The sequence below is a fragment of the Micromonospora sp. NPDC023869 genome (assembly GCF_055559695.1).
The window spans coordinates 29991-48365 of record NZ_JBVHKD010000005.1 but is presented as its reverse complement, the minus strand read 5'-3'; the positions used below and the strand labels follow the sequence as shown (position 1 = coordinate 48365).

Below are 18375 nucleotides of genomic sequence, written 5' to 3'. Positions count from 1 at the left end.
CGGCGCGACGGTCAGGTCTCCCAGCAGAGGCAGAACGGGTGCCCGGCCGGGTCGGCGTAGACCCGGGAGCCCTCGCCCTCCCCCTCATCCGGCAGCCGCCGCGCGCCCAAAGCCAGCACGGCCCGCTCAGCGACCTCGATGTCGTCGACGGTCACATCGAGGTGTAACTGTTGTGGCCGTTCCGGGTCGGGCCAGTTGGGCGGACGCAGGTCGGGTGCCTGCTGGAAGGCGATCCGGGGCTGGTGGCCGGGATGCCCGCCGAGCACCACCCACTCGTCACCGTCGCTGTCCTCCTCGATCAGCGGCAGGCCGAGCAGTTCGGCGTAGAAGGCGGCCAGGGCGCGCGGGTCGGGGCAATCGATCACGGTGGTACGCAGTCGTCCGATCATGCCCGGCATGCTGCCACGCCCGCCGCGCCGACACCTCACTCCTCGGCGATCCGCCGCCCCGCGTCGCGGCAGGCGGACAGCACCGCGCGGACGTATGCCGGGGTGGCGCCGGCCAGACCGCAGGCGGGGGTGACCACCACCTGCTCGGCGAGCCGGCGACGCGGGAAGCCGAGCCGGTCCCAGATGGTGCGGACCCGGTCGGCGACCTGGGCCGATGTCGGTGCGCGACCGGCCGGGGCGGTGCTCGGCGCGGCCCCGGCGAACAGGCCCAGCCCGGCGTCGATCGCCTCGCCCAGCGGGTCCAGGTCGGTGACCAGGTCCAGGTCGAGGGCGACACCGACCGCGCCGGTGGAGCGGATCAGCTCCAGCGGGACGTCCGGGGCGCAGCAGTGCACCACGGTCGGTACGCCGACCGCCTCCACCACCGCGCCCAGCAACGCCCGCGCGTCCTCCGGCTGCACCGCCCGGTACGTGCCGAAGCCGCTCTCGGTGGGCACCCGGCCGGCCAGCACCGCCGGCAGCGACGGTTCGTCCACCTGAAGCAGGACGGTTGCCCGGGGTACCCGGCGGGCCACCGCCGCCACGTGCGCGCGCAGCCCCTCGGCGAGCGATTCGGTCAGGTCGCGTACCGCACCGGGGTCGCGCACCATCCGGCCGCCGACCGGCAGCTCGACCGAGGCGGCGAGGGTGAACGGACCGGGTGCCTGCACCTTGATCGGACCGGCGTACTCCTCGGCCTGCTCGGCGAGCTGGTCGAGGTCGCGTTCCATCAGGTCCCGGGCGCGGCGCAGGTCCCGGCCGGGGCGCAGGGCGACCCGCCAGCGCGCCGCGTACAGCTCCACCGGCAGCTCGACCAGCAGGCCGGCACCGCGCCCGATCATGTCCGCGCCCGGGCCACGGGCCGGCAGCTCCGGCAGGTGGGGCAGGGCGGGCAACTCACCGAGGACGATCCGCTGCGCCTCGGCGATGTCGGTGCCGGGCAGCGATCCGATGCCGGTCGCCGCGCCCGCAGGCCAGGGCCAAACCTGATCACTCACGGCCGAAGGGTACCGGTCAGTCGGTGATCGTGGCGGAGCCGAGCACGATGTCACCGGCCGGATCGGGGCGGTACGCGACGACCGCCTGGCCGGCGGCGACTCCCCGGACCGGCTGCCGCAGGTCGGCACGGAACGCGTCGCTGTCCACGGTGACCTCGGCCGGCACCACGAGACCGTGCGCCCGCAACTGCACCTCGCACTCGATGGGGCCGTCGGGGTGTGGGCCACCGGTCCAGACCGGGCGGATGGCCCGCACCTCGGCCACCTCCAGCGCCTCGGCCGGCCCGACGGTCACCGTGTTGGTCGTCGGCGTGATGGAGAGCACGTACCGGGGTCGGCCGTCCGGGGCCGGGCGGTCCAGGTGCAGGCCACGCCGCTGGCCCACGGTGTACGCGTAGGCACCGGCGTGCGTGCCCACCACCGCGCCGGTGCTGGCGTCGACCACGTCGCCGGGCGTCTCGCCGAGCCGCTGGGCCAGAAAGCCCCGGGTGTCGCCGTCGGCGATGAAGCAGATGTCGTGCGAGTCGGGCTTGTCGGCCACCGCCAGGCCCCGGTCGGCGGCCTCCTGCCGGACCTGCGCCTTCGTCGAGTCACCGAGCGGGAAGATCGAACGGTCCAACTGCGCGCGGGTGAGCACGGCCAGCACGTACGACTGGTCCTTGGCCAGGTCGACGCTGCGCCGCAGCAGCCCGTCCGCGCCGAGTCGGGCGTGGTGGCCGGTGACCACGGCGTCGAAGCCCAGGGCCACCGCGCGGTCCAGCACCGCCGCGAACTTGATCTTCTCGTTGCAGCGCAGGCACGGGTTGGGGGTACGCCCGGCGGCGTACTCGGCCACGAAGTCGTCGACCACGTCTTCGTGGAAGCGGTCGGCCATGTCCCACACGTAGAACGGGATGCCCAGCACGTCGGCGGCGCGGCGGGCGTCCCGGGAGTCCTCCAGGGTGCAACAGCCCCGCGCTCCGGTGCGGTAGGTCTGCGGGTTGCGGGCCAGCGCCAGGTGCACGCCGGTGACGTCGTGACCGGCCTGCACCGCCCGCGCCGCCGCCACGGCGGAATCCACGCCGCCGGACATCGCCGCCAACACCCTCACCCGGACCACGCTCCCTTCCCACCGAGCCTATCTCCGCGCCGCCGGGCGACGGTCGCCCCGGTCCTCCCCCGGTCCGGCGTCGAAGCCGGGCGTCACCTGGTCCCACCGTGGGGTGTCGGCCCTGCCTCAGCGCGGCGTCCGCAGTGCCGCCGCCCGCCGGGCCCGGTCGACGGCCGTCGGCAGGGCGGCGATGAGCGCGTCGACCTCACCGGCGGTGCTGGTGTGGCCGAGCGAGAAGCGCAGCGAGGAGCGTGCCCGGTCGTCGTCGGCGCCCATCGCGAGCAGGACGTGCGAGGGCTGCGCCACCCCGGCGGAGCACGCCGAACCGGTCGAGCAGGCGATGCCCTGGGCGTCCAGCAGGAGCAGCAGCGCGTCGCCCTCACAGCCGGGGAAGGAGAAGTGCGCGTTGCCGGGGAGCCGGTCCGTCGGGTCGCCGTTGAAGACCACCTCGGGCACCGCCTGCCGGACCCGGTGGACCAGGTCGTCACGGAGTGCGGCGACCCGGGTGGCGTACTCCTGCTGGCCCTTGACCGCCGCCTCGACGGCGACCGCGAAGGCGACGATGCCGGCGGTGTCCAGCGTGCCCGACCGCACGTCGCGCTCCTGGCCGCCGCCGTGCAACAGCGGCACCGCCGCGACGTCCCGACCCAGCAGCAGCGCGCCGATGCCGACCGGGCCGCCGAGCTTGTGGCCGGTCACGGTGAGCGCGGCGGCGCCGCTGGCGGCGAAGTCGACCGGCACCTGGCCGACCGCCTGGATCGCGTCGGTGTGGAACGGGACGCCGTACTCCGCGGCAACCGCGGCCAGCTCGCCGACCCGCTGGACGGTGCCGACCTCGTTGTTCGCCCACATCGCGGTGACCAGGGCCACCCGATCGCCGTGCGCGGCCAACTCGGCGCGCAGCGCCTCGGAGTGCAGCCGACCGGTGCCGTCGACCGGCAACGAGCCCACCTCGGCACCCTCGTGCGCGCCCAGCCAGTCCACCGCGTCGAGCACCGCGTGGTGCTCGACGGCGCTGGAGACCACCCGGATCCGCCCGGCGTCGGCGTCCCGGCGCGCCCAGAAGATGCCCTTGACCGCGAGGTTGTCGCTCTCCGTACCGCCGCCGGTGAAGATCACCTCGGACGGCCGGGCGCCCAGCGCGGCGGCCACCCGTTCCCGCGACTCCTCGACCCGCCGCCGGGCGCGCCGGCCGGACGCGTGCAGGGAGGACGCGTTGCCGACCTCGCGGGCGGTCGCGACGTACGCCTCCAGTGCCTCGCCGAGCATCGGAGTGGTCGCGGCATGATCCAGGTAAGCCATCACGGCTCAGCCTAACGACCGCGCCCGCTTGGACGGCAGGCCGGAGTGCTCACGCCGGAACCGCCGTCACCACGATGTTGTCGCGATACCTGCGGGCCTGGGCGTCGAACGGTCCCCCGCACGTGATCAGCGTCAGCCGGGGCCGGCCGTCGCGGGCGAAGTACCGCTCCAGCGGGATCTTCGTCTTGTCGTACTCCTCCCGGGCGACGACCCGGTAGTCGCGTGGCGTGCCGTCCGCGCCGGTGACCGCGAGGGTGTCGCCCGGCGTCAGCTCCCGCAGACGCCAGAAGGCGCCCCGGCCCTGCTCCGCGCTGTCGACGTGCCCGGCGATCACCACCGAACCGGCGTCGGCCTCCAGCCCGGGACCGAAGCGGTACCAGCCGATCCGGTCCACGCTGGGCGGTACGTCGAACTCGCCGCTGCGCGCGTCCACCCCGACCGGGTCGACCCGCGCCACGACCTCGATGGCGGGGATGCGCAGGCGTACCGGGGGCACCGGGGTCGCCGCGTCGGGCAGCCCGCCGGGGCGTACCGCCACGCTCGGGCCCACGGTCGACGGGGTCGGGCTGGCCAGTGCGACGGCCTGCTCGGCGCCGACACTGCCGGACGGGCGGGAGGCGACCGCCACCGCCCCGGCCACGGTGAGCGCGGCGGCGCCGGCGGCGAGTGCCGCCAGCGCCGCACGGTTGACGACGCTCACCGGCGACCCGGGACGGTACGGGCCACCCGGACCCCGCCCAGCAGGAGCAGCAGCACCCCGGCACCGGCCAGGACGTACCAGCCGGTGGTCAGCCCGGTGCCCGCCTCGCCGCCGGTGCCGCTGGGCACGCCGGAGGGCGCCGAGTGCAGCCCGGTGATGGTCTGCGCCACGATGTCCAGGTTCTCGGCCTCGGCGGAACCGATGGCGTAGACGATCGTCGCGGTCCCCTCCCGCAGGTTCAGGTCGGCGGGTCCGATCACCACCGTGTCGGTGCCGGCGAGCACCACGTCCGCCGAGACGCTGCCCGCGTCCACGTCGCCCTTGGCCTCGTTCGGGTTGGTCAGGTCCTCGAAGACCGGCGTGCCACCGGCGCGGACATCCACCGCCGGGGCGGCGGCGGTGTGCCGGACGATCAGCCGGGCCTTGCCGGCGTCCACCTTGGCGGTGTCGTCGACGAACGGCGTGATCTTCGGCTTGCCCTCGGCGTCGAGGTGGGCGGCGAGGCTGAGGTTCGCCCCGCCCGGCACCTCGGCGTCGTCCACGGTGAGGATGGCCTGCCCGATCGGCTCGCCCGGCTTGGTCAGCGCGATGTCGTACCGCCCCTCGGCCAGGTCCAGCGGACCCGCCACGTCACCGGGCTTGAATCCCTCGAGCGTCTTCTCGCCGTTGACGTACACGTCGACCGGGGTGTCCGGGATGCCGTGCACGACGGAGACCTTCGAGGTGGCGGCGTAGGCCGGGGTGGCGGTGGCGACGCCGGCGGCGACGAAGGTCAGCGCGGCGACCGCGCCGCCTGCCGCGACCCGACGAAGGTACGCGAGCTGCATGTCTGCCTCCTGATGGTTCGTACTGGTTCGTTGGTGTTGCTGACATCCCGAGTTACGCCGGTTCGTCGCCGCCTGGATGCGCCGGAAATCGACTTTCTTTTCTTCCTCGCAAGCGCATCCGGCGGGGTGGTCCCGGACGAAGAGACATCGAGGAGCCGCTGGGCTGACAGAGGGGACGGCGCCGGTGAGAGCTACAGTCGGGCATGCCCCCAACCAGGCGACCTGTCCCGTGACCGGGGCCCGGCACGAGCCGGGGACACCCGAGGACGACCTCGCCGACCGGTTCCGCCACGGCGACGAACTGGCATTACGCGAGGCGTACGACCGCTACGGCCGTGCCGTGTTCCATCTGGCCACCAGCACCCTGGTCAACCGCAGCGACGCGGAGGACGTCACCCAGGCCACCTTCGTCGCCGCCTGGCTCGGCCGGGACACCTTCGATCCCGCCCGGGGCTCGTTGGTCGGCTGGTTGCTCGGGATCGCCCGGCGCAAGGTGGTGGACCGGCTGCGGTCGGTCAGCCGGGACAACCGGGTGACCGAGGCGGTCCGCCAACTGCCCGAGCCGGTCGCGCCCGGCGTGGACCCGGACGTCGTGGTCGACCGGCTGGTGGTCGCCGACGAACTCGCGCGACTCCCCGCCGACCAGCGACGCATGTTGGAGCTGGCCTTCTTCGACGATCTGACCCATCAGCAGATCGCGGCGGTGACCGGGGTGCCGCTGGGTACCGTCAAGAGTCACATCCGACGCGGCATGGCAAGTCTGAAGCGCAGATGGGAGGTGGACGGTGCCGCACCTGGAGCACGACCGGCTGGTCTTTCTGGCACTCGGTGAGAGCGAGGCGGAGGAGGTCGACCGCACCCACCTCGACGGCTGCCCGCACTGTCGTGACGAGGTGGAGAACCTGCGGCACGTCGCCGGTCTCGGTGCCGCCACGCAAGGGCTGCGCGACCTGCCCGATCCGCCGGAGCACCTCTGGCAGGGCATCACGTCCGAGATCCGGGCCGCGCAGGACCTGCCCGGGCTGACCGCCGACGCTCGGCGACGAGCGCCCGGTCCGCGTACCGGCGACACGCCGGTGGCCACCGGCGGGCCGGCGGTCAGCGGCGGGGGCCCGGCGGCACGGGGCCGGCGTGGCCGGGTGCCGCGCTGGCTGGCGACCGTGACCACGGCGGTGGCCGCCGCCGCCGTCGGGGTGGTAGGCACCGCGGTCGTGCTGGGTGGGGGCTCGACCGACCCGGCGCCGGCCCAGACGGTGGTGGCCAGCGCCCGGCTCGACGCGTACGGCGGCACGCCGGCACAGGCCCGGGGGGACGCGCGGGTGCTCGACAGCGGCGAGCTTCATCTGCATGTCGCGAATCTCCCGGCCGTGCCGGGGTACTACGAGGTCTGGCTCATCAACCCGAACACCATGGAGATGTTCTCGATCGGCGTGCTCGGCACCGGTAGCGAGGTGCTGCTGCCGCTCCCGCCCAACGTCGACCTCGGGCAGTACTCTGTTGTCGACGTCTCCGCCGAGCAGTACGACAACGACACCGCCCACTCCGGGGACAGCCTGTTGAGGGGCTCCTTGACGGGCTGATCGGCGGGCCGGTTCAGCTCCCCGGCCCGCCGATCAGCTCCCTCGGCGCAGACGACGAAGCCGCCGCCCGGTGTTCCGGGCGGCGGCTTCGCGATCACGCCTCACTTGCGCTTGCGGATCTCCTCGGCGGCCTGCGGGACGATCTTGAACAGGTCGCCGACCACGCCGAAGTCGGCCAGCTCGAAGATCGGCGCCTCGCCGTCCTTGTTGACCGCGACGATCGTCTTCGAGGTCTGCATGCCGGCCCGGTGCTGGATCGCACCGGAGATGCCGAGCGCCACATAGAGCTGCGGCGCGACGGTCTTGCCGGTCTGACCGATCTGGAACTGGTGCGGGTAGTACCCGGAGTCGACGGCGGCCCGGGAGGCGCCGACCGCGCCGCCGAGCAGGTCGGCCAACTCCTCGACCAGCGCGAAGTTGTCGGCGTTGCCGACCCCACGACCGCCGGAGACCACCACACCGGCCTCGGTGAGCTCGGGGCGCGAGCCCTTCTGCTCGGCCACCCGCTCCACGACCCTGGCCAGCTTGTCGGTGTCGCCGACGGTGACCGTGAGCTGCTCCACCGCCGGGGTGGCGGCGGCCGGGGCCGGGGTGACCGAGTTCGGCCGGACGGTGACCAGCGGCAGGCCACGGGTCACCTTGGAGGTGACCACGGTCGAGCCGGCGAAGGCCACCTGGGTGGCGGTGCCGTCGGCGGCCAGGGCCACCACGTCGGCCAGGATGCCGTTGTCCAGCTTGACCGCCAGCCGGGCGGCGATCTCCTTGCCCTCCTGCGAGGAGGCGAGCAGGACGGCGGCCGGCTGCACCCGCTTGACCAGGTCGGCGACCACGGTGGCCTTGGGCGCCACCAGGTAGCCGTCGATCTCCTCACCCTCGGCGGCATAGATCTTCTCCGCGCCGTACTCGCCCAGCTTGCCGGCGAGCGCGTCGGCGGCGCCGGCGCCGCCGAGCACCACCGCCGCCGGAGTGCCCAGCTCGCGCGCGAGGGTGAGCATCTCCAGGGTGACCTTCTTGACGCCGAACTCCCGAGTGGCTTCGACGACGACGAGAACCTCAGACATGTCCCACACCCCTCACACGAACTTCTCGGTGGCGAGGAACTCGACCAACTGGGCGCCACCGGAGCCGTCGTCGGTGACCTTGACCCCACCGGAACGCGGCGGGCGCTTGCTGTGCTCCAGCACCGTGCTGGTCGCCCCGGCGAGGCCCACCTCGTCGGCGGCCACACCCAGGTCGGCCAGGCCCAGGGTCTGCACCGGCTTCTTCTTGGCGGCCATGATCCCCTTGAACGACGGGTACCGGGGCTCGTTGATGGTGTCCCAGACGGAGACCACGGCCGGCGTCGAGGCGGTGACCACCTCGTAGCCCTCCTCGGTCTGCCGCTCCACGGTCAACGTGCTCCCGTCGACGGTGAGCTTGCGAGCGCCGGTCAGCGCCGCCACGCCCAGCCGCTCGGCCAGCATGTGCGGCAGCACCTGCACCCGGCCGTCGGTCGACTCGGCACCGCAGAGCACCAGGTCCGCGCCGAGCTGACCCAGCGCGGCGGCCAGCACCTTCGAGGTGGCCACCGCGCAGGAACCGTGCAGGGCGTCGTCCACCACGTGCACCGCCTTGTCCGGCCCCATCGACAGCGCCTTGCGGATCGACTCGGTCGCCCGATCCGGACCCATGGTCAGGATCGTCACCTCGCCGCCGTGCGCCTCCTTGATCTTCAACGCCTCTTCGATGGCGTATTCGTCCATCTCGTTGATGACGTTGTTCGCCGAACCGCGGTCGACGGTGTTGTCGTCAGTACGCAGGTTGCGGTCCGCGCCCGAATCGGGCACCTGCTTGACGAGTACGACGATGTTCATCGCGCTTCGACGACCCTCCTGCTGTGGTGGTGTGCTCAATCGCCCCTGGTCTGGGGCGCAGCCTTGCGTGTCTGTTGCCGTCAGGTCAACCGTGGGCTGCTGTGCAGTTGCCCACGACGCGATGTTACCTGTCGGTAGCATAGGCTTCCGTGCGCGACCGGCGTGACGCAGCTCACCGCAGGGGCCGTCGGTCAGGACGAGTCGCCCAGTACGTCCTTGATCCGACCGATCGCCTCGGCCTCGGCCGGGCTGACCCCCTGGTGGGCGCGCGCGGTCCGGTCGGCGGCGGCCAGCACGACCTCGCGGTAGACGCCGACGTCCTGCGGCGCCTTCTCGGTGAGGATGCCGACCGCCCGACGCAGCGCCGGCAGCACCACCGACTCGATCTCCAGCGCCGAGTCACGCGGCAGCTTCGGCAGCGGGCCGCTGGTCAGCGCCTCCTTCACCACCCCGCTGGCGTCGGAGATCGCCCCGGAGGCGGCGAAGCTCTCCCGGAAGACCGCCAGCAGGCCGGGCTCGGCGTTCGAGACCATGAGGACCGCGCCGAAGGCACCCGTCTTGAGGGTCAGCTTCTCCTCGTCGGTCAGCCGCTGCGTCATGATCACGGAGTGTAGACGTAGGGCGTGGTGCTGGTGACCGCGACGAGGCCGAGCCGCTCCAACAGCGGACGACTCTCCGCACCGGCGTCGACCTGCAACAGCGTCCGGTCCCGCTGACCGGCCGACCGGGCCCGGTAGGTGACCAGCGCCCGGTAGATCCCCTGCCGCCGCCACTGGGGCCGGGTCGAACCGCCCCAGAGCGTGGCGAAGGTGGTCTCCGCCGGATACCGCACCCAGCCCGCGCTGACCACCGTCGAGTCCGCCTCGGCCACCACCACGGTGATCGACTGCGGGTCGGCGTCGATCTCGCGGGCCAGCCCGTCGGCCAGGCCGGACAGGTCCTCGCCCCAGAGCTGCGTCTCCAGCTCCGCGATCCGCTCCAGATCCGCACGGCCGGTCACCTCGCGCAGGCGTACGCCCTCCGGCACCACCGGCAGCGCGGAGGCCAGCGGCGCGACCGGCCCGACCATGACGGACTCCTCCGCCTCCGGCGTGAACCCGGCCGCGCGCAGCCGCTGCGGCAGATCGGCCGGGTCGTCGTGACCGTGCAGCTTCCACTCCACCGGCTCGCTGCGCTCGACGGCGACCGCCACCTGCCGGGCGATCAGTTCGTCCAGCTCGGTGCCGCTCAGACCGCCGAGATCGCGATAGGTCACCAGGCCCCGGCCGTCCAGCCCGAGCACCCGGAACAACGGACCGTCCCGCTCCACCAGGACCCCGTCCGGCACCGGATCGGGCAGTCCCGGCCGCAGGTGGGTGTCGTACGCCGTGCGCAACGTGATCGCGTCAAGATCCGTCATGTTTCCAGTTATGCCCGACCGGAACCGGATAATCACCTGCGTGTGGCAGTTGATCAAGAATTGGTTCGACCCGCAGGAGATGCGGTCGGTGGGGCGTACCCCCGACTACCGCTTCTCGCTGGCCAACGAGCGGACCTTCCTGGCCTGGCTGCGTACCGGGCTGGCGCTGATCGCCGGCGGGCTCGCCGCCGCGCAGTTCCTGCCGGAGATGCCGGCGTCCTACCTGCGCGAGGTGATCTCGGTGGCGCTGCTGCTGCTCGGCGGGGTGGTCGCGCTGCGGGCGGTGGACCACTGGGCGCGCAGCGAACGCGCCATCCGGCTCGGCAGGGAGCTGCCCGCGTCCCGGTTCCCGGCCGTGCTCGCCCTGGTCGTCGCGCTCGGCGCGCTGCTGCTCACGGTGGCGGTACTGGTGGGCGCGGTGGGCCGATGAGCGCGACCCGCGACCCCGGGCTGCAACCCGAGCGGACCCGGCTGGCCTGGCGGCGCACCGCGCTGGCGATGACCGTGGTGGTGCTGCTGGCCGTCCGGCTCGCCCTCAGCGGCGGCCCCGTCGGGGCGCTGCCGGCCGCGCTGGCCGTGCTGGGGTGGGTGGCGGTGGTCACGCTCTGTTGGCGGCGGAGCATCACCGTCCGCGCGGTCGCCGGCGGGGGCCGTACGCTCGCCCTGGTCGGGCTGGGTACGGCCGGATTCGCCCTGCTCGGCGTGCTGCTGGTGCTGCGCGGGGTGTGACCATCTCGTCGGGTAGGACATGATGGGTACATGGCCCGGCTGTACATCCTCCTCTTCGTGGTGCAGGTCGTCCTCGCCGTCTGCGCCCTGATCAGCTGCCTGTCCGCCGAGGAAGACGACATCCGTCACCTACCCCGAATCGCCTGGGTGCTGATGATCCTCTTCGCCCCGCTGATCGGCTCGATCGCCTGGTTCGTCGCCGGGCGCAAGCGCAAGGCCGACGGTGGCGGCATGTGGTCGACGGGCGCGCGTCCGGCCGAGCGGGGGCCCCAGCGGCCGCTCGCCCCGGACGACGACCCCGAGTTCCTGCGCTCGATCCAGGAGCGGTCCCGCAAGGAGGACCAGGAACTCTTCCAGCGCTGGGAGGAGGACCTGCGTCGGCGCGAGGACGACCTGCGCCGACGCGAGGGCGACCCGCCGCGCGAGGAACCCCGCCCCGAGGTGTGACCGCCGGGGCGGGGTCCGCGCTCAGGCCAGGTTCGAGGAGCGGGGGTACGCGTCGGCCGGGTCGGTGAGCACGTTGACCAGGTACGGCACTCCCGCGTCGAACGCCCGTGCCAGGGCGGGTCCCAGGTCGGCCGCCTTGGCGACCGTCTCCCCCGCACCGCCGAGCGCGCTCACCACGTGGTCGTACCGCAGCTCGGGCTGGAGGTCGGCGGCGACGTCGTAGCCGTACATGGCCCGCATCGGGTGCTTCTCCAGACCCCAGATGCCGTTGTTGCCGACCACCATCACCACCGGCAGCTTCTGCCGGACCAGGGACTCGACGTCCATCAGCGAGAACCCGGCCGCGCCGTCGCCCATCAGCACGCAGACCTGGCGGTCCGGGTGGGTGATCCGGGCACCCATCGCGTAGCCCATGCCGGTGCCCAGGCAGCCGTACGGGCCGGGGTCGAGCCAGGTACCGGGCTGGGCCGGCTCCAGGTAGCGCCCGGCGTACGAGACGAAGTCGCCGCCGTCGCCGATGGTGACCGCGTCGCGGGCGAGGACCTTGCGCAGCTCCCCGTAGACGCGGGCGGGCCGGATCGGGTCCGTCTCGGCGGCCATCTCCTCGGCGTCGCGGGCCTTGGCGGCATCCTCGGCGGTGCGCAACTGCGCCACCCAGTCGCCGTGGTCGGTCCGCTCGCCGGTGTACTCGGCGAACGCGGTGAGCACGGCCCGCAGGTCACCGGCGGGGGCGACGGCCGGCTCGACGTGCGAGGCGCGCTGACTCGGCGCGTCCACCACGTGCACCACCGTGGCGTCACCGAAGTCGCCGAAGGAGAGCCGGAAGTCCAGCGGCGTGCCGACCACGACGACCACGTCGGCGCCGGAGAGGGCGACCCGGCGGGCCTTGGCGAAGGCCAGCGGGTGCTCCGGCGGCAGCGCGCCCCGACCCATGCCGTTGGTGAAGACCGGCACGGTGAGCGCCTCGGCGGCGGCGCGCAGCGCGTCCACGGCGTCACCGGCGTACACGTCGGAACCGGCGACGATGACCGGGCGGGCCGCACCGGCGATCAGCCGCGCGGCGGCGGCCACCTCGTCGGGGTCGGCCTCGACCGGCTCGACGCCCGTCGCCGTCGGCAACTCGGCGTCGCCCACCGAGAAGATCGCCTCCAGCGGGAAGTCGAGGAAGACCGGCCCCCGGTGCGGGGTGAGCGCGGTGCGCAGCGCGGCGGCGACGGCCCGGGGGATGTCGTCGGCGGTGAACACCGTCTCGGCGTGCTTGGTGACCGGGGCGACCAGCGGCAGGTGGTCCATCTCCTGGAGGCTGCCCGAGCCCCAGCGGAACTGTGGGGCCCGGCCACCCAGCACCAGCACCGGCGAGGCGTTGAAGTACGCGCTGGTCAGGCCGGACACCCCGTTGGTCACGCCCGGCCCGGCGGTGAGTACGGCCAGGCCGGGGCGACGCTGGAGCTTCGCCACCGCCTCGGCGGCGAAGACCGCGGACTGCTCGTGCCGCACGTCGTAGATCGGGAAGTCGGCCTTGTACGCGGCGTCGTAGAGCGGGAACACGTGCCCGCCGGAGAGGGTGAACATCTCCCGCACCCCGTACGCGCGCAGCGCCGCGAGTGCGAGTTCCCCGCCGTGCCCCTCGATCCGCTCCGTCATTCCCGCTCCTTCTCGTCGGCCGACCGGAGTCACACGCTACTGGCCGGTAGCTGGAATGTGAACCATCTTCATCGGCCGGTGAAGTCCGGCTTCCGCTTCGCCACGAACGCCGCCATCCCCTCCCGCCGGTCGTCGGTGGCGAACAGCCCCGCGAAGAGCTGGCTCTCCCAGGCCAGGGCGGAGTTCAGGTCCATGTCCAGGCCGCCGTCCACGGCGAGCTTCGCCGCCCGCAGCGCCTGCACCGGGCCGCGCAGGTACGGCTGCACCAGCGCCACCGCCGCGTCGTAGACCTCACCGGCCGGCGCGACCCGGTCGACCAGACCGATCCGCAGCGCCTCGTCGGCGTCCACCATCCGGCCGGACATGATCAGATCCTTGGCCCGCGCCGGCCCGACCAGCCGCGCCAACCGCTGGGTGCCACCGGCACCGGGGATGATGCCGAGCTTGATCTCGGGCTGGCCGAGCTTGGCGTCCTCGGCCGCCACCCGCCAGTCACAGGCCAGCGCCAGCTCGCAGCCGCCACCGAGGGCGTACCCGGTGATCGCGGCCACCACCGGCTTGGGGATCCGGGCGATCGCACCGAGCGCGCTGGACAGGTCGGCCGCCCGGTCGGACATGTCCACATAGGACATGTCGGCCATCTCCTTGATGTCCGCGCCGGCCGCGAAGACCTTCTCGCCGCCGTACACGATGACCGCGCGGACCTCGGGATCGGTCGTGGCGGCCGACGCGGCGGCCCGCAACTCCTCCTGCACCTGGGTGTTGAGCGCGTTCATCGGTGGCCGATCCAACCGGATGGTGCCGATGCCGTCCCTGGTCTCCAGCCGCACGAACTCACCCACGCTGAGCCTCACTTCCTCGTCGAAGTCGCCCGCCAACCTTACGGCGCACCTGGTCGGACACGTAGTCTGGCCGCCAGTCCCACCACCCGGAGTTCCCGCGATGGTCACGTACTACGACGACAGGTCCGTTCAGGTCACCTCCCGCGCCGTCACCGTCGACGGCGACTCGTACCCGCTGACCGAGATCAGCGAGGTCTGGCACCACCGGGGCAGCCTGTCCTGGCGGGTGCTGGCCGGACGCGGCGCCCTCGGCGCGGCGATGGTCGTCCCGCTGGTCTTCGCCGTCATCGGCATCGTCATCGGCATCTGGCTCGACAAGTCCCCGACCGTCACCGTCGCCGTCATCGGCACCTCCGTGCTGATCGGCCTGGCCGCCGGGCCCATCGCCGACCAGCTCTTCGAGTACTTCGACCGCTCGTACGCCCGGGGCAGCCGCCAACGAGAGGTCTGGATCCGCTGGCGCGGACACCCGGTCCGACTGCTCCAGACCCCGGACGCGCTGCGCTTCGGGCAGATCTACCGCGCCGTGCAACGGGCCATGGAGGCGAACGAACCGGCCCGGCCGCCCCGCCGTCGCTGACCGGGTTGACCTCCGTGTGAGGCGATGCTGACCTCCGCGTGACAGACACGGAACGCCCGGAGGTGGTTAGGCTTAGTGATGGCGCTCTATTACCGGGACGACACGGTGCAGGTGACGTCGGAGTCGATCCGGGCCGCAGGACACGTCATCCCGATGGCCGAAGTGACCTACGTCTGGCACGCCAAGGGGCAGACCACCCTCGCCGTACGGGGGCGGGTGCTCGGCCGGGGCGTCCTGGTCCTGCTGCTCTCCCTGCCCCCACTGGTCGGGTTGGTCTGCGTGATCTCGCTGGCCTGGTCCGCCTCGGACCGGGGCGAGTGGATGCCCGCCCTGATCGTCTTCGCCGCCTGCGTGGTCATCGCGCTGGCGCTGGTGCCGTTCCTGGAGATCCCGCTCGGCTGGCTGGACCGCTCGTACGAACGCGGCAACCGGGTCAACGAGCTGTGGGTGCAGTACCGGGGCCAGGAGGTGATGGTGCTGCGCACCCCCGACGCGCTGCGGTTCGGGCAGATCTACCGCGCGGTGCAGCGCGCCGTCGAGCAGCAGGGAGACCACTGGTGACCGGCCGCGCGGTGCCGCTGGCCGGGACGGCGCACACTTGACGCCATGGCGATCCCTCTTCCCCGGCCGACCTCGGTCGTCGGTCTCACCCGTTCCGCCCTCGACCAGGCCGCGTCGTTCGCGGCGGTCCCGACCCGCGCGTTCGCGGTGCTGGACGGCGTGGAGGAGCTGCTGAACCGGATCAACGGCGTGGTGGACCGGATCGAGGGCGTGGTGGACCGGGTCGAGCAGACCCTGGAGCGCACCGACCAGATGCTCACCGACGCCGACGTGGCCGTCCGCGAGGTGGCGGTGATCAGCGCGGCGGCCACCACCGCCGTGCAGCAGGCCACCGAGCTGACCGGCACGGCGGCTCGGGTGATCGGCGAGGCCGAGCGGGTGTCGGCCGCCGCCGCGACGGTGGTGGCCAACGCCGAGCAGGTGTCGACGGCCGCCGCCACGGTGGTGGCCAACGCCGACCGGGTGGCCCGCGCGGCCGAGGGCGCTGTCGACGCCGCGACGTCGGTGGCCGGGCGGGCCGCCGGCACCGTGGGCGCGGCGGCCGAGGCGGCGGCGACCGCGGCCGAACTGTTGGCCGCGTACGAGCCGGCGCTGCGCCGGGCCGCCCCGATGGCCAACCACTTCGTCGAGCAGCTCAGCGAGGAGGAGGTCACGGCCGCCGTCCGCCTGGTCGACGAGCTGCCGAGGCTGCGGGAGCACCTCACCTCGGACGTCCTGCCGATCCTGGCCACCCTGGACCGGGTCGGTCCGGACCTGCACGACCTGCTCGACGTCACCCGGGACCTCAAGCTCGCCGTGGCCGGCATTCCCGGCCTGGGCATGCTGCGTCGGCGCGGCGAGAAGCTGAGCGACGACGCCGGGTGACCCCGCCCGAGCTGGGCTGCGGTCAGCAGCCGCAATCGGCGCGGCGGGGGGCGGTCAGCTCGTCCACCGGCCGCTGCGTGACCCCGGTCCCGGTGACCACCGGCAGGCCCTCCCGGACCCAGTACTCGTAGCCGCCGCGCATCTCCTTGACCGCGTAGCCGAGCCGGGCGAACTCCAGCGCCGCCCGGGTGGCGCCGTCGCAGCCGGGACCCCAGCAGTACGTCACCACCCGCGCTCCGGGCGGCACCGTCGCCGCCGCCCGGTCGGCGATCCGGGCGGTGGGCAGGTGCAGGGCCTCGGGCAGGTGGCCCTGTTCCCAGGCGTCGTCACTGCGGGAGTCGACCACCACCAGGTCGGGCACCCCGGCGGTCAGGTCGGCGTGCACGTCGGAGACGTCGGTCTCGTACCGGAGCCGGGCGAGGAAGTGGGTGACGGCGGCGTCCGGCGCGGCGGCCGGTACGGCGAAGGCACGGGTCATGGCACCGATCCTCGACCGGTACGGCGTCGACGACGAGTGGCGGCGACGCCGTACTGCGCTAACATCCCGCCATGACTCCGGCGGACCGCACCGTCGCCGTGCTCGCGTACCCGGGGATGTCGCTCTTCGAGACCGGGATCGTCACCGAGGTCTTCGGGCTGCCCCGGCCCGAGCTCGGCGTGCCCTGGTACGACCTGCGGCTCTGCGCCGAGCGGCCCGGCCCGGTGCCGCTGATCGGCGGTGCCGCCCTGCACAGCCCGTACGGCCTGGACGACCTGGCCGCCGCCGGGACGGTGATCGTGCCCGGGGTGCCCGACGTGCACGGCACCCCGTCGCCCGAGCTGGTCGCCGCCCTGCGCCGGGCGCACCGGGGCGGCGCCCGGGTGGTCTCCCTCTGCTCCGGCGCGTTCGCGCTGGCCGGCGCCGGCCTGCTCGACGGGCGTCGGGCCACCACCCACTGGCGGTACGCCGACCTGCTGGCCCGCCGCCACCCGCAGGTGACGGTGGACCCCGACGTGCTGTACCTGGACGACGGGGACGTGGCCACCAGCGCGGGCAGCGCCGCCGGCCTGGATCTCTGCGTGCACCTGGTCCGACGGGACCACGGGGTGGCGGTGGCCAACGCGGTGGCCCGACGGCTGGTCATCCCGCCGCACCGCGACGGCGGTCAGGCGCAGTTCATCGAGTCCCCGGTGAGCACCGGCCCGGACGACGACCGGATCGCCGGCAGCCTCGCCTGGGCGTTGACGCACCTGAGCGAGCCGCTGACGGTGACGACGCTGGCCCGGCAGGCGCACATGTCACCGCGCACCTATCTGCGGCACTTCGCCCGGGCCACCGGCACCAGCCCGATCCGGTGGCTGATCGACCAGCGGATCCGGTCCAGCCTGGCGCTGCTGGAGACGAGCGACGCACCGGTCACCGAGATCGCCGCCGCGGTCGGCTTCGACACGTCGGTCACCTATCGCCACCACTTCGCCCGGGCGATGCGGACCTCACCGTCGGCGTACCGCCGGGCGTTCCGCGCCGACGGCGACAGCGCCCCGGCGCGCGCGACCGGCCCCGGCCGCGCCGGTCAGGGCGCCGGGACGTAGAGCTGGTCGATCTCGGCCCGGTGCGGCAGCGACACGCTCGCCCCGAGCCGACGGACGCAGGCCGCGCCGGCCGCCGCCGCCCAGCGGACCGCGTCGACCAGGTCCCGGCCCTCGCCCCAGGCCACCGCGAGCGCGGCGGTGAACGCGTCTCCGGCGGCGGTCGAGTCCACCGTGTCCACCGGCACGGCGGGCACGTGCACGGCGGTGCCGTCCCGGTCGCCGTACCAGGCGCCCTGCCCGCCGAGGGTGAGTACCGCCCGGGGCACCAGGTCGAGCAGTGCCTGCGGCTCGTCCCGGCCCCGCCCGGTGTACGTCTGCGCCTCGTTCTCGTTGACCACCAGCAGGTCCACGGCGGCCAGCAGGTCCGGTGGCAGCGGGACGGCCGGCGCGGCGTTCAGCACTACCCGGGTGCCCGCGTCCTTGGCGGCCACCGCCGCCTCGGTCACCGTCTCGACCGGGATCTCCAACTGGGCGACCAGCACGTCCGCGTCGCGTACGGCGGCCAGTTCGGCCTCGGTGAGCGCGGTCATCGCGCCGTTCGCGCCCGGCGTCACCAGGATGGCGTTCTCGCCCTCGGCGTTGACCATGACCAGGGCCACCCCGGAGGCGCCGTAACTGGTGCGGAGGTGGCTGGCGTCGACCCCGGCGGCGGTGATCCGGGCCCGCAGGGTCACCCCGAACGAGTCGGACCCGATCGCGCCGAGAAAGGTGCAGGCGGCACCCGCGCGGGCGGCGGCGATGGCCTGGTTCGCCCCCTTGCCGCCGGGCACCGTGACGAAGTCGGTGCCGAGCGTGGTCTCCCCCGGCCGGGGCAGGGCCGGCGCGGTGGCGACCAGGTCCATGTTCGCGCTGCCCACCACGACGACCCGGGTCTGGCGCACGGAAGCCTCCTGCGGCTGGCTCGTGTGTGTAAGGAGGGGTCCCCTGCTATACCGCAGGCGTTAGCAGGGGACCCCTCC

General features: G+C 73.5%; 23 protein-coding genes. 9 read left to right on the top strand and 14 right to left on the bottom strand.

What is annotated here, in order from left to right:
- Window positions 1-11: 11 nt before the first annotated feature.
- From ACZ31C_RS16325 to ACZ31C_RS16300, 6 genes are all read right to left on the bottom strand, one after another.
- On the bottom strand, window positions 12-389 hold the full coding sequence (locus ACZ31C_RS16325; RefSeq protein ID WP_465795990.1) for a VOC family protein: 378 nt from the start codon (window positions 387-389) through the stop codon (window positions 12-14).
- A gap of 35 nt (window positions 390-424) precedes the next feature.
- The gene (locus ACZ31C_RS16320) at window positions 425-1426 is read right to left on the bottom strand and encodes a methionine synthase (RefSeq protein WP_465795989.1); all 1002 of its coding nucleotides are present in this window, start codon (window positions 1424-1426) and stop codon (window positions 425-427) included.
- Between the two features lie 16 nt (window positions 1427-1442).
- Entirely contained in the window at window positions 1443-2516 is a 1074-nt protein-coding gene (gene mnmA / locus ACZ31C_RS16315; RefSeq protein WP_465795988.1) for a tRNA 2-thiouridine(34) synthase MnmA, read from the bottom strand.
- A 126-nt stretch (window positions 2517-2642) separates the two neighbouring features.
- Complete coding sequence (locus tag ACZ31C_RS16310; RefSeq protein WP_465795987.1) at window positions 2643-3818, bottom strand: cysteine desulfurase family protein; 1176 nt, start codon at window positions 3816-3818, stop codon at window positions 2643-2645.
- Window positions 3819-3867: 49 nt separating this feature from the next.
- The gene (locus tag ACZ31C_RS16305; RefSeq protein ID WP_465795986.1) at window positions 3868-4518 is read right to left on the bottom strand and encodes a class F sortase; all 651 of its coding nucleotides are present in this window, start codon (window positions 4516-4518) and stop codon (window positions 3868-3870) included.
- A complete protein-coding gene (locus ACZ31C_RS16300) occupies window positions 4515-5345 on the bottom strand; it encodes a DUF4397 domain-containing protein (RefSeq protein ID WP_465795985.1) in 831 nt (276 codons plus the stop codon). Before ACZ31C_RS16300 ends, ACZ31C_RS16305 begins: the two co-directional genes overlap by 4 nt.
- Before the next feature lie 229 nt (window positions 5346-5574).
- Here ACZ31C_RS16300 and ACZ31C_RS16295 point away from each other — a divergent pair, with 229 nt between their 5' ends.
- Both ACZ31C_RS16295 and ACZ31C_RS16290 read left to right on the top strand, forming a co-directional pair.
- Entirely contained in the window at window positions 5575-6177 is a 603-nt protein-coding gene (locus ACZ31C_RS16295; protein WP_465796235.1) for an RNA polymerase sigma factor, read from the top strand.
- A complete protein-coding gene (locus tag ACZ31C_RS16290) occupies window positions 6131-6925 on the top strand; it encodes an anti-sigma factor (RefSeq protein WP_465795984.1) in 795 nt (264 codons plus the stop codon). Before ACZ31C_RS16295 ends, ACZ31C_RS16290 begins: the two co-directional genes overlap by 47 nt.
- Before the next feature lie 101 nt (window positions 6926-7026).
- Here ACZ31C_RS16290 and ACZ31C_RS16285 read toward each other — a convergent pair whose 3' ends face one another.
- From ACZ31C_RS16285 to ACZ31C_RS16270, 4 genes are all read right to left on the bottom strand, one after another.
- Window positions 7027-7986 carry an electron transfer flavoprotein subunit alpha/FixB family protein gene (locus tag ACZ31C_RS16285; RefSeq protein WP_465795983.1) on the bottom strand — a complete coding sequence of 320 codons (960 nt, stop codon included), beginning with the start codon at window positions 7984-7986 and terminating at the stop codon, window positions 7027-7029.
- Window positions 7987-7998: 12 nt separating this feature from the next.
- Window positions 7999-8778, bottom strand: a complete 780-nt coding sequence (locus ACZ31C_RS16280) for an electron transfer flavoprotein subunit beta/FixA family protein (RefSeq protein WP_350693504.1) — start codon at window positions 8776-8778, stop codon at window positions 7999-8001.
- Between the two features lie 191 nt (window positions 8779-8969).
- On the bottom strand, window positions 8970-9383 hold the full coding sequence (locus tag ACZ31C_RS16275; protein ID WP_350693502.1) for a hypothetical protein: 414 nt from the start codon (window positions 9381-9383) through the stop codon (window positions 8970-8972).
- On the bottom strand, window positions 9380-10177 hold the full coding sequence (locus tag ACZ31C_RS16270; protein WP_465795982.1) for a GNAT family N-acetyltransferase: 798 nt from the start codon (window positions 10175-10177) through the stop codon (window positions 9380-9382). The genes ACZ31C_RS16275 and ACZ31C_RS16270 overlap by 4 nt, the downstream gene beginning before the upstream one ends.
- A 40-nt stretch (window positions 10178-10217) precedes the next feature.
- Here ACZ31C_RS16270 and ACZ31C_RS16265 point away from each other — a divergent pair, with 40 nt between their 5' ends.
- From ACZ31C_RS16265 to ACZ31C_RS16255, 3 genes are read left to right on the top strand one after another with little or no spacing between them, the layout of a single operon-like run.
- Window positions 10218-10607 carry a DUF202 domain-containing protein gene (locus tag ACZ31C_RS16265; protein WP_350693499.1) on the top strand — a complete coding sequence of 130 codons (390 nt, stop codon included), beginning with the start codon at window positions 10218-10220 and terminating at the stop codon, window positions 10605-10607.
- Window positions 10604-10906 (top strand): DUF202 domain-containing protein, encoded by a 303-nt coding sequence (locus tag ACZ31C_RS16260; RefSeq protein ID WP_396749328.1) that lies wholly within the window; start codon window positions 10604-10606, stop codon window positions 10904-10906. The genes ACZ31C_RS16265 and ACZ31C_RS16260 overlap by 4 nt, the downstream gene beginning before the upstream one ends.
- Before the next feature lie 30 nt (window positions 10907-10936).
- Window positions 10937-11353 carry a PLD nuclease N-terminal domain-containing protein gene (locus ACZ31C_RS16255; RefSeq protein ID WP_449947752.1) on the top strand — a complete coding sequence of 139 codons (417 nt, stop codon included), beginning with the start codon at window positions 10937-10939 and terminating at the stop codon, window positions 11351-11353.
- Between the two features lie 21 nt (window positions 11354-11374).
- Here the strand turns inward: ACZ31C_RS16255 and ACZ31C_RS16250 are convergent, their stop codons facing one another.
- Both ACZ31C_RS16250 and ACZ31C_RS16245 read right to left on the bottom strand, forming a co-directional pair.
- A complete protein-coding gene (locus ACZ31C_RS16250; protein WP_465795981.1) occupies window positions 11375-12997 on the bottom strand; it encodes an acetolactate synthase in 1623 nt (540 codons plus the stop codon).
- Between the two features lie 68 nt (window positions 12998-13065).
- Window positions 13066-13839 (bottom strand): enoyl-CoA hydratase/isomerase family protein, encoded by a 774-nt coding sequence (locus ACZ31C_RS16245; protein ID WP_465795980.1) that lies wholly within the window; start codon window positions 13837-13839, stop codon window positions 13066-13068.
- Window positions 13840-13939: 100 nt separating this feature from the next.
- Between ACZ31C_RS16245 and ACZ31C_RS16240 the strand changes: the two genes are divergently transcribed.
- From ACZ31C_RS16240 to ACZ31C_RS16230, 3 genes are all read left to right on the top strand, one after another.
- Window positions 13940-14419: a DUF6232 family protein gene (locus tag ACZ31C_RS16240; protein ID WP_350693491.1), complete on the top strand. Its 480-nt coding sequence runs from the start codon at window positions 13940-13942 to the stop codon at window positions 14417-14419.
- Between the two features lie 78 nt (window positions 14420-14497).
- Entirely contained in the window at window positions 14498-14980 is a 483-nt protein-coding gene (locus ACZ31C_RS16235; RefSeq protein ID WP_350693489.1) for a DUF6232 family protein, read from the top strand.
- Window positions 14981-15025: 45 nt separating this feature from the next.
- Complete coding sequence (locus ACZ31C_RS16230) at window positions 15026-15844, top strand: hypothetical protein (protein WP_396749339.1); 819 nt, start codon at window positions 15026-15028, stop codon at window positions 15842-15844.
- A gap of 22 nt (window positions 15845-15866) precedes the next feature.
- Here ACZ31C_RS16230 and ACZ31C_RS16225 read toward each other — a convergent pair whose 3' ends face one another.
- Entirely contained in the window at window positions 15867-16322 is a 456-nt protein-coding gene (locus ACZ31C_RS16225) for a rhodanese-like domain-containing protein (protein ID WP_396749341.1), read from the bottom strand.
- A gap of 71 nt (window positions 16323-16393) precedes the next feature.
- Between ACZ31C_RS16225 and ACZ31C_RS16220 the strand changes: the two genes are divergently transcribed.
- Window positions 16394-17416: a helix-turn-helix domain-containing protein gene (locus tag ACZ31C_RS16220; RefSeq protein WP_465795979.1), complete on the top strand. Its 1023-nt coding sequence runs from the start codon at window positions 16394-16396 to the stop codon at window positions 17414-17416.
- Here the strand turns inward: ACZ31C_RS16220 and ACZ31C_RS16215 are convergent.
- Window positions 17398-18297: a ribokinase gene (locus ACZ31C_RS16215; protein ID WP_465795978.1), complete on the bottom strand. Its 900-nt coding sequence runs from the start codon at window positions 18295-18297 to the stop codon at window positions 17398-17400. The two genes, ACZ31C_RS16220 and ACZ31C_RS16215, sit on opposite strands and share 19 nt — an antisense overlap.
- Between the last annotated feature and the right edge of the window lie 78 nt (window positions 18298-18375).